Below are 10,276 nucleotides of genomic sequence, written 5' to 3' on the forward strand. Positions count from 1 at the left end.
GTTCATCATGTGTTCCAATGTTCCATAAATCTGTTCCAGACTCTCCCGTTTTGGAACAGATTTAACTTTGTTCCGTTCCAACACCCTTTTCAGGCTTTGGAACAGAACAGCTTTCACGCCGGTAAAGCCACTGTGGGCCGTAAAGCGCAATGCGCTCTTTCTTGTCCTCCGGCGTCCAGCCGCCGATGCGCGCCATGATGGCGGAAATCTCCCCGCTGTCCATGCGTTTTAAGTTCGCCCTCTCCTTCCCGAAGCATTCACACCATATCTCCATGTTGGAGACACACATACGGCGCACCGTGCCGACTAAGTCCGGCTTCCCGAAATCCTCCCCGTGGAGGAAGTTCCTGCGCTCGAATAAATCCATGCCGTCCCATTTCTCCGGCAGGAGCGTGTCGAGGTATTCGCGCACCAATCCCTCCCGCTCATCGCTCTCCATCGCCTCCCTCTGCTCGGACTTGGCCGTGTCCTCCATCTTCCCGTCAAGGTAGAGCCGTTCCCCCGCCTTCACATACACAAGCACCTCCGCCCATATCTGGCGGATGTCCTCCGCTGACAGCTCCCATGAATGCTTACGGCTGCCGCCCGGCGTCTTCACCGGCCAGAAACGGCGGTTCCCGGTGGTGTCCCGCAGATAGCCTTTCTCCGCGTTGGTGGTGCCGAAAAAGACGCACTGGCGCAGGTGCGGCGTGGCCCTTCTGCCGAAGGACGCACGGTAGATGTCGTTCTGACGGGAAAGGAAGGAGCGCAGCGTCTCCACCTCGGCTTTTTTCAGCCCCGCCAGTTCCCCGATCTCCATGATCCAGTACCCCTGCAGCTTCTCCGCCGCCGTCTTGTCCTTCGTGTCGCTTAAGTTCAGGCTGTCGGAGAACCAGTCCCCGGCAAGCCGGGAGATCAGCGTACTCTTCCCCACGCCCTGCGGCCCGTTCAATACCAGCATGGTGTCGAACTTACAGCCGGGGCTTAACACCCGGCAGACCGCCCCGCATAGGGTCTTCCTCGTCACCGCACGGACGTATGGCGTGTCATCCGCGCCCAGGTAGTCGATGAGCAGGGTGTCCACCCGCGGCACCCTGTCCCACTCCGGCAGGGCGTCAAGGAACTCACGCACCGGGTGGTAGGAGCGATCATCCGCCGCCTTCGTCACGGCGATATTATAGTTGCGCATGGAGAATGTGCCGTAGGTAAGGTCGATATAGGAGATGAGCTGCGCATCGTCCGCGTCCCGCCAGAACCGCCCCGGATGCTCCCACGGCACAGCACCCTTGATCTCCATGCCGTCACTGAGCTGGTTGAACACGATGCCCTTCAGCTTTTCATCGTTGTTCAGGATGAGCAGGAGATTTCGCAGGGTGTTCTTCACCACCGTGGAGCGTTTCTCATACTCCAGTTCCTTCATCCAGTCCTCGTTCTCCCCGGAAAACTCCCGCTCCGCTTTCTCCAGCCGTTCCCCGGCAATGGTCATCTTCACGTTCTCATCCTTTACCACGAACTCGCTCATGGCGTTAAAGGAAGGGAGCTTTGCCGCTTCCGTGTCCTCGGATGCCTTTTCATCCAGCTCGCCGAATCTGTGTATCCGCACCATGTCGAATGCGTTCATCAGCTTTCCGCAGGCCGGGTCCGTGGCATGGTGGGAGTAGGCGAATTTCCCTTCATAGACCACCACGCCCGCCTGCGAGTCCGCCGGGATATAGTCATACCGCCCCGGCATGGCACTTGGCTGATAAATGTCTGTAAGAAAAGCGGCTATTGCTTCCTCGATGGAATACGTCCGGCAGAACGCGCCGATGACGCCATCCTTTGTTAGAGGGTCCGCTTGTTTCTTCATCTCCCTCTGCACGATGTTCCGCTGCCTGCTGCTCACCGGCCACTCCGAGGAATCCCGCCAGTCCTGATAGCGTGAAAGCACATCGTCCGGATTGAGCGGTTCTCCCTCAATGTCCCGGAAGATAAATTCCCCGTCAGAAGACGTGGACGGCCAGTACATGAGGCGGCTCGGCTCATAGGTGGTGTCATCGAACATCTCAATTCCGATATCCTCCGCCACCTTCCTTGCCACCGCCACATATTCATCCGGGGACACCGGGCGGGATAATAGGATCACAAGGCGCAGCCTCGGATTCTCCGGCGTGTGCTTGTGGGTGGAATAAACAAAACAGCGGTAGCCATACAGCATCTCTATCTGCTCGATCAGCCCCGGAACCGCATGGTCAATGTCAAGCGTGATGATGGTGCGGTATTCCACGCAGTCCTTCTTCCGCCTGCCGCCTTTCAGCCTCCCTCCCACATAGCCGCCCACATCCTTAATGGCGTCCTGCCTCGCTTTCGTCATCTTCATATACTGCTCCACGGTCTCCGCCGTGCGGATGGTGTGGGAGATGCGTTCTATAAACTCATCCAGCTCCATCTCCACGTTGTTCCAGCGTCTCTCCATCCTTGAATTTCCTGTTGCGATCTGTAGCTTCATTCCTTCCTGCCCTCCAATAATCTCAGATTTTTCACGCACTGGTTATAGATGATCTGCTCCTCCCGCGCCTTCCTGCGGTAGAAATGGCGCTCTCCCGGATTGTCCGTAAGGGAGTCCGCTTTTTCCGAAAATGCCTTTATCCTCCCGGAATGCTCCTTTGCCTTTATTCTTAAAAACTGTTTCAGTTTCTCCTGATCTTCCTCTGCCGCAAAGCGCAGGATCAGCGGGAACACCTTCTTTGCCACCGCCGCCCTGCATGGGAAGAACTCATGGATATACAGCTCCATCCTCCCGTTCTGGTAAACCATTTTTACACTTTCCTTTTCCGTTTTCTGCTCTGCCATGCGCATCCCGCCATAGGCAGTCGGGTCATAATACCCTTCCGCATTCCTTCTCTCCATATATTTCTCCTTCACTGTTTTGGGTACATTATAAATTCATGCTTTTTTATAAAATGGGCAGCAATATCCATCCGCTCTTAAAGGCAGCCCCGCCGCCCACTCAGGCTGTACTGCCATGATTTCACACATCTCATTCACGGAGCCGGTACCCTCCGGCACTTCCGCTATGATCTCATCATGGCAGTGCATGACGATGGGGTATCCCTTTTCCTCCACGCGGAGCATGGCCTCCGCCAGTAAATCCCTCGCCGTCCCCTGCACGATGTTCTCCACCAGCTTGGGGCCGTAGGTTTCAATCCGGCTCCATTTCTTGTTTTCGGAAATCCCTTCATAGGTCAGCCCGTCACGCCCGAACTTGTTTACAGCCATCCGTGGCTTTACATAGGACAGCTTCCTCCCGGACGGAAGTGTGATGAATAAAATCCCGCTCTTATATTCAAAAATGATTTTCCCTGCTTTCGTTTTCTGCTTTTCCGTGACCGCCTTGATTGCCGCCGCATCCACCTCCCACCAGAACTGTGTGATATGGGGATTTGCCTTTCTCCATGCCGCCACCAGAGGGGAAAGCTCATTTTCTGCCAGTCCCATATCCAGTGCCCCCATGCTGATAAGGGCGCCAGCCGCCCCGCCGAATCCGAGGCCAAGTTCCGCTAATTTCCCTTTCTGCCGGAGCGGGGAGCCTTTCGTGATCTCCTCCATCGGCACATGGAACATGGAAGATGCCGAAGCCTCATAAATCTTCCCGTGGGAGGTAAACACATCCAGCCGCCACTGCTCCCCGGAAAGCCACGCCAGCACCCTTGCTTCAATGGCAGAGAAGTCCGCCACCACAAAACGGCATCCCGGCTTTGGGATAAATGCAGTCCTGATTAATTCGGAAAGCACATTCGGTGTGGAATCGTATAAAAGTTCTATATCCTCGAATCTGCCCTGCTTCACAAGTTCCCGTGCAAGTTTCAGATCGGGGATGTCGTTTTTTGGCAGATTTTGTATCTGTACGTTTTTGCCGCTCCACCGCCCGGAGCGGTTCGCACCGTAAAACATCAGCATCCCGTGTATCCTTCCATCTGAGCAGACAGACCGCTCCATCGCCTCATATTTCTTCACGGACGTTTTTGCCATTAATAATCTTAATCTGAGCAGTTCCTCCACTTCCCCGTCCGTTTCCGCTATCATCTCTGCCACAGCCTTTTTGGAAAGGCTCTCCGCCTCCATCCCCTTATCCCCAAGCCAGTCCTTGAGCTGCGCCACGGAGTTGGGATTCTCAAGCCCGGTCAGTTCATAGGCGCGTTTCGTCACCACCTCTTTGTGGATACGCTCACAGGCAATGGCCTGTCTTACCAGCCCCATGTCTGCCAGAACGCCACGGTCATTGATGCGCTGGTCTAAGCGGTATAATGCCATCTCGCTTTCCGGGATAGGGAAATTGTGCAGTTTCCTGCGGATGGATTTCTCCACGTCCACATCCCTTTTGCAGTAGGTCTTGAACTGCTCCCACTTCTCCGGCGCATGGCAGGGGAGGTTCCGTGTCCTGCCGCCGTTTGCTTTGGTAGGCTTGCAGGGGACGCAGAAATATCTTATAAGTTCCTTACCCTCTTTCATCTTCTGCTCGTCCAGCCCAAGCACCCTTCCCACATCCTCCAGTGACCGGGGCAGCGCCAGCATCGCCGCCTGTACCGCGCTGCAATGCCAGGACTCCGGGGGAAGGTATCTCCCGAAATGCTTAGACAGGCAGGTGCGCTCAAAGTTCGCATTGTACGCTGTCTTGGTCACGGACACATCAAAGATGGCATCCACCACCTCCGCCGGGAGCTTCTCCCCCTGCGCAAGGTCTATGATCTGTGTCTTCCCTCCGTCAAAGGAAAAGGCAAACAATAAAATCTCAAAAGCAGGGCTGTCCGCATAGGCGTATACCCCGCACTTGATCAAATCCACATCCGAAAATGACTCTAAATCGATACTCAACTCACGCCCCATTTCATGGCTCCTTCCTGTGTATCTGTTTTGGATGAAAGGCGGCAGTTTCCCGCCGCCCCGATATGCCTATCCAAGAAAATCTTCCTCATCGTCCACTGCCACCGCGTCAAAGTCATCCTCGGCATTCGTCCTGCCGCCCAGCGACTCCCCATCACGGAGCTTCTGGATATTCCCAAGCCCGGCGGCAATGCCCTTATTGCCGTTGGTGGAAAATCCGTAGAAATTTACGCTGATCCTGCCATAGCACCCGGAATATACCTCCGACTGGTCGAGGATGGGCTGCACGTTCTTATCCACCACCTGCGGAGCCTGTTTGCTGTTTGCATTAAAGAAGTAGCTATCCGCATACGCCTCATCCTCCGGGCGGTCAATGTCGCCGTCCCGCAGGGGGAGTTTCAGGTTCGCCGGGACCTTGCCGCCCCACTTGGAGACGGAATCCTTCTTCGCCTGCTCGATTGCCCTCTTGACCTTCTCGATGGTCTCCGTGTCCGACTTCGGTATGATGGCCGATACGGAATACTTGGGGTCGCCATCGCCCACTGCGTTGGGCTCCCAGCAGTGCAGGTAGGAAAACCTGCACGGTACAATCACTTTTGTCAAATTCGCATTTTCATTTCCCATGATATTCATTCCTCCTTAAAATCCGCCTCCGCGGTTGATGCGGCAATCTCCTGCCTCTTATCCGATTCCGGCACTAAGGTCACCTTGCCCTGCGGCTTGTAGACCAGCTTCCCAAGTATTTCTGCAAATTTCTTCTTTCCGAGCAGCCGCTCCATCTCCGTAATGCCGATGAGCGTCTTTTTGTAGATGTCCGTGTACCCGGCTTTCTGTGCCGCCTGCGCCACTTCCTCCTCATCCGTGTATTTCCTGTTGCTCCTGCCTTCCACCAGCTTGAAGCCCGCCCATTTCTTCCCTTTGGTCACGGCTTCATCCTGCGCATAGGCGTAGACGTCCGCAGACCATTTGGCAAGCTCGTCCGCCACTTTTAAGACCTCTACGATTTCCTCATCAGACAATAGCGGCGGAGCCTTAAACTCCATCTGCGCCAGTTTCAGGTATTCCTCCGCCCTTGCCCTGCAGGTGTTCTTCGCTTTGCAGAACCGGCACCAGTCGCCGGAGTGGAACTCGCCCTCTCCCTTGATGGCAAGCACGGCCTTTGGCTTTAATTCCATCTCCACCCATTCCATCAGTTCCGGCACGGTGATCTCCCATGTGCTGACGGATTCAAGCCTCGGCTGATAAATGGCCATGCGGACAATATCGATGTCATAGAGGGCATCAAATAATTCCAATGCACCTAATCCGTATAACATCATCTGCGGATTCCTCTCTGCGTCAACTGCCACGCCTTTCCCGTACTTTAAATCAATGACGGTAAGGACATGGTCGGCAACGATCAATAAATCCCCTGTGCCGAATCCCTCCGGCACGTAGGCGGAATAGTCCAGCCGCTGCTCAATCAGCACCACAGGGTCTTTGCATTCCTGTTTTGCAAGCTCCACCTGCTCCATTGCAAAGGCCACATACCCGTCCGTGCATTCCTCCATCTCGTCACAGTGGTAATCCGACACCGGGCGCTTTGACCGCCTTTTCAATGCTTTTTTCAGCTTATGCTCCGCAAGGGCGTGGGCGGCGGTGCCTTCCTCGGCGTAGGGGCTGCCGCCCGCCTCATCACGGAACTGCTCCTCCAGCCTTGCGGATGGCGGGCAGGAGAGCCACCGCTTTGAAGCGGATGCGGAAAGTAATGCGTGTTTCCCCATCACAGCGCCTGCGCTTCCTGCATCAGCGCCGGGTAGTCCTCCGGCTTCACCGCCGAGAGCTTCGCCGCGCCGAACTTCTGAAGGAGCTCCTTCACTTCCTTTGACTTCCCTTCCTGCGTCTTCTGCGCCATCAGCGCGCGGATGCCCTCCAGCGTGGCGGGCTGCTCCTGCTGTGCTTTTTCCGTAACTGGCGGCTGCTCCTGCTGTGTTTTTCCCGTTTCTTTCTCTGCTGTCTTAGTTCCTCCCTCCGCTTTGGCAAGGCCCCGTAAGCCCTCCGCAATGGTGGAGAAACCTTCCGCAATCTTCAATAATTCACTTCCCATTTACACTGCCTCCGTTTCTTTGAATATGATTTCTTTTCCCTGCTCCGCGGCATAAGCGATCTCCGCCGCCATCCCTTCGGTGGCCTCACCGAACACCCATACCTCGTCACAGCCATCCAGCAGCTCCAGCCCCATAGCGATGCCGAGCCGCCTTTCTTCCTCAATGCCCTCGTTCAGGAATTGGGGGAATAATAAATGCGGCGCGATGGGGAGATACCCTTCCTCCACCGCCCTGCGGCTGTAGGCTGCCGCTTTTCCTGCATTCCCTTCCATGTCGCCCCGGAAAGGGCTGCAGATAAAAACCTTCTTACGCATCAGCGCCTCCATCCTTTCTTCATCTTCCCGCCGTGCGCCGCCTTTGCGGCTTCATAGGCTTCCACTTCCTTCTCGATCTGCATCAGCTTGGCGGCGAGGCTCTTCGCAACGATGCTGATTGCCTGCAAGATGCCGATAAGCTCCTGTGACTGTTCCATAGATTCCATTCCTCCTTTCCGGGGCGGATAATCTTGTACCCCTTCACTGTCGTAATGACACTTTTCTGAAATGTGACGATGGAAAACGGAAAGAAATTTATAAACCGTTCGACAAACATACAGAAAAATGCCGAACTATTCTGTATGCTGTCGAAAACGGTCATTTATACACATCAAAACCCCTATCCTCAAAAAACAGGCGCAGTTTCTCCAATACCCTCTGCTTCCGTGAGGATACCGTTGTCCTGCTCTCATTTTTTGATTTTGCAAACTCGCTGACCTGCATTTCCTCACCAAATACCTTCATGGCAAGCTCCCGTTCTTCCGGCAGGAGGGAATCCATAGCGTCACGCAGGACATCCAGCAGCATCCTCTTTTCCGCCAGTTCCTCCATGCTCTCCGCAAACAGCTCCGTCCGCATATCGTTCTCTTTCCATTCCTCATAGGATTCTTCCGTATAGCCGTTCAGCTCCATTGCCTCTCTGTTCCTCTGCTCCTTTTTCTTCATCTGCCACCACGGGCGGTAGTATTTCAGATACTCCTCTTCCGTTACACTCATTGTGGATTCTTCGTTTCCTGACCTGATCCTGATGATTTTTTCAGACATAAAAGCGTTCCTTTCTTTACGCCTTCGTAAAGCCAGAAACGCTGATTATTTTCGATATGAAATTACTTTGAAATGGAAAAATGGCCGGAGTAAGCTAAGGCTCATTGTCTCTAGCTTCACTCCGGCCTTTCGTGACTCGATGTCCCATGGTCCCACTCGCTCGGTAGTAAGTTCTATTTACCTGTCTCCGTGACCTGTAGTAGCCATTCCAATTTGACTATCCTCCCGCATTCTGGGCACCTCACCTTTAAGACTACGCGCCCTCCCGCGGTGGCAATAATATCGCAGATCCGTCCTTTGCAAGCGGGACATCTGACCATACACATACCGTATACCTCCACAGCCTGTTTTGGATGACAAAGCCATGTTATGCATCCTGCATAAAATGTCCCATCGGTGGAAACTTCCAAAAATTTCCATTGCCTGTTATCAGTATTGGCCGGAAAACACTGTCTTAATCACTTCTGCATAAAAAAACAGCAGAATCACCTCCGCCGTTTTTTCCTCTCATATATACCCGCTTCTATCCCGTCCGGGCCGCAGTACAGCCTCACCAGCTTTCCACAGTGCTGGCATTTGATCTCCAGGACCGTCCACTCCGTCTCAGTCCCTTCATCATCCAAAATGCGCCGCCTGCATTTGGGGTTCGGGCATCTGACCACTTCCATCTGCCACCGCCTCCTTTACATCCAGACCGATAACCGGCCTTATTTTATGACTTCCACCACCGCCTCCCCGCACTGATATGGAACAAGGGAACCAGACAGAACGTGAAATGTTCCTGCCTGATTCCCTTTTATCGTTTGTGCATTATTGGCTTTCTTCCGTGGTTCTTAATGATTCCACTCATACTCCGACTGTAAACCGTCCGGAATATCAGTAACATTTATCTCTTTATACAGCATTGCACCGCCATCCACAGTAAGATAATTGGCGATCCACTCTGCCACCGGATAATCGCCGTACCCGCATACCCTGTCATCTGTATCTCCATTAACGTAACCTATCTGCGCACCGCAGTCACTTTTGGAAATCACGCAGAATGGCACATAGGTTCTGTCCTCCCATACAATGGCAGTGTAATCACTGCTTTCGATGGTACTCATGTTAATCAGCTCCTGCTTCTCACTGCAGGCACATAATGCAACAGCCATAAAAACGGCAAATCCAAAGATACTTATTCTTTTCATAGATAAATCTCTCCCTACGCCCTCGCGTCAAAACCGCCCTGTCCCTCCAGTCCGTTTATCTCCTGCCTCGCCGCATGGTACGCACCATAGTAGGCAGCCTTCAATGCGCCATGCACTTCCGTCTCCGCCTTCGACTCCTTCTCATGCCAGCCCACGCCCGCCGTATAGGTCAGCACCTCGTCGCCGTTTTCGTCATACACATGGGCGGCTCCCCCGGACTGGAACCTCGCCTCATAAGGCTCTCCGAACAGGAGGCACAGCCACCTCCTGTCCGCTTCCTCGATTTCCTTCATGTCCGTCATCCTCTGGCTGACCTTCCCCATCAGCGCCGCCCTGTCCGGCGCAACTTTCGCCACCTCGCTTTTCCGCAGGGCGAGGAACTGGTTCCCCATATAGACACCCTGCGCCGCATCCTCCCTCGCAAGCGCCGTTATCTTCTCCCGGAGGGAGTCCGTCAGCTTCCAGCCTTTCCTGGATGATGCCTTTGATGCTGCCGGATGTATATTCTTAATTCCCGTTATCTCCATATCAAAAATGTCCTTTCTGCGGAAACCGCCCCTGCTCCCCGAATTTGCTAATCTGCCAGAAACCGGGAATGTCTGCCTTGCTCTGTTGGGTATTAGGGATATGGGGTGGTGTAGTTCCACCCCATTCATGCCATGATAATCCTCTGCCGTCACTCAATCCCCATTCCAAGTATATGTAGCGCATCACTGTTCAGCAGAAAACATAGCCTTCTGGATATTCTTCTGCCAATATGCACTGTCAAAGTAATTCCCGCTTTTCGGCAGATTCTTGAACATGTTCATAATCATGTCATATGTCATTGATGAAGTGTCAACCTCCAGTTCCTTCCCGTCCTTTGACTTGATTACGGTACCGTTATCACCCACATAAGCAACCGTATTGTCATCAAGGTACTGTATCATTCCTGTCATTTCCGCAAATTTTTTCACCGGAAATTCTCCCGTCTCCTTGCACATTTTCCAAAATTTTTCAGCATCTTCCCCTGTCATATATGGCTGTTTGCCGTCTATAACATACCATGAGAGACCCGTTGCCGGATCTGTATATTTTG

Annotated in this window: 12 protein-coding genes and 1 pseudogene; all 13 read right to left on the reverse strand. The window is 53.7% G+C overall.

Annotation, left to right across the window (positions count from 1 at the left end; genetic code table 11):
- Window positions 1-61 precede the first annotated feature (61 nt).
- Window positions 62-2,467 (reverse strand): virulence-associated E family protein, encoded by a 2,406-nt coding sequence (locus NFS35_RS24615; protein WP_251209703.1) that lies wholly within the window; start codon window positions 2,465-2,467, stop codon window positions 62-64.
- Window positions 2,464-2,868, reverse strand: coding sequence for a hypothetical protein (locus NFS35_RS24620; RefSeq protein WP_162227494.1), 405 nt, complete (start codon window positions 2,866-2,868; stop codon window positions 2,464-2,466). Before NFS35_RS24620 ends, NFS35_RS24615 begins: the two co-directional genes overlap by 4 nt.
- 36 nt (window positions 2,869-2,904) lie before the next feature.
- The gene (locus NFS35_RS24625) at window positions 2,905-4,845 is read right to left on the reverse strand and encodes a DNA polymerase (protein ID WP_162227493.1); all 1,941 of its coding nucleotides are present in this window, start codon (window positions 4,843-4,845) and stop codon (window positions 2,905-2,907) included.
- A gap of 66 nt (window positions 4,846-4,911) precedes the next feature.
- Window positions 4,912-5,466 (reverse strand): DUF2815 family protein, encoded by a 555-nt coding sequence (locus NFS35_RS24630; protein WP_162227492.1) that lies wholly within the window; start codon window positions 5,464-5,466, stop codon window positions 4,912-4,914.
- A 5-nt stretch (window positions 5,467-5,471) separates the two neighbouring features.
- Window positions 5,472-6,605, reverse strand: a complete 1,134-nt coding sequence (locus tag NFS35_RS24635; RefSeq protein ID WP_162227491.1) for a DUF2800 domain-containing protein — start codon at window positions 6,603-6,605, stop codon at window positions 5,472-5,474.
- Complete coding sequence (locus NFS35_RS24640; protein WP_162227490.1) at window positions 6,605-6,928, reverse strand: hypothetical protein; 324 nt, start codon at window positions 6,926-6,928, stop codon at window positions 6,605-6,607. Before NFS35_RS24640 ends, NFS35_RS24635 begins: the two co-directional genes overlap by 1 nt.
- Window positions 6,929-7,243, reverse strand: a complete 315-nt coding sequence (locus tag NFS35_RS24645) for a DUF7768 domain-containing protein (RefSeq protein ID WP_162227489.1) — start codon at window positions 7,241-7,243, stop codon at window positions 6,929-6,931.
- On the reverse strand, window positions 7,243-7,401 hold the full coding sequence (locus NFS35_RS24650; RefSeq protein WP_180326027.1) for a hypothetical protein: 159 nt from the start codon (window positions 7,399-7,401) through the stop codon (window positions 7,243-7,245). The genes NFS35_RS24645 and NFS35_RS24650 overlap by 1 nt, the downstream gene beginning before the upstream one ends.
- A gap of 160 nt (window positions 7,402-7,561) precedes the next feature.
- The gene (locus NFS35_RS24655) at window positions 7,562-7,960 is read right to left on the reverse strand and encodes a sigma factor-like helix-turn-helix DNA-binding protein (protein ID WP_251209704.1); all 399 of its coding nucleotides are present in this window, start codon (window positions 7,958-7,960) and stop codon (window positions 7,562-7,564) included.
- A gap of 533 nt (window positions 7,961-8,493) precedes the next feature.
- Window positions 8,494-8,676, reverse strand: coding sequence for a hypothetical protein (locus tag NFS35_RS24660; RefSeq protein ID WP_162227487.1), 183 nt, complete (start codon window positions 8,674-8,676; stop codon window positions 8,494-8,496).
- 165 nt (window positions 8,677-8,841) lie between these two features.
- Entirely contained in the window at window positions 8,842-9,198 is a 357-nt protein-coding gene (locus tag NFS35_RS24665) for a hypothetical protein (RefSeq protein ID WP_162227486.1), read from the reverse strand.
- Between the two features lie 14 nt (window positions 9,199-9,212).
- Window positions 9,213-9,725, reverse strand: coding sequence for a hypothetical protein (locus tag NFS35_RS24670; protein WP_162227497.1), 513 nt, complete (start codon window positions 9,723-9,725; stop codon window positions 9,213-9,215).
- A gap of 183 nt (window positions 9,726-9,908) precedes the next feature.
- Window positions 9,909-10,276 (reverse strand): annotated as a pseudogene (locus tag NFS35_RS24675) (hypothetical protein); the annotation flags it as partial.

This window comes from Acetatifactor aquisgranensis, assembly GCF_943193215.1.
Classification (GTDB): domain Bacteria; phylum Bacillota; class Clostridia; order Lachnospirales; family Lachnospiraceae; genus Acetatifactor; species Acetatifactor aquisgranensis.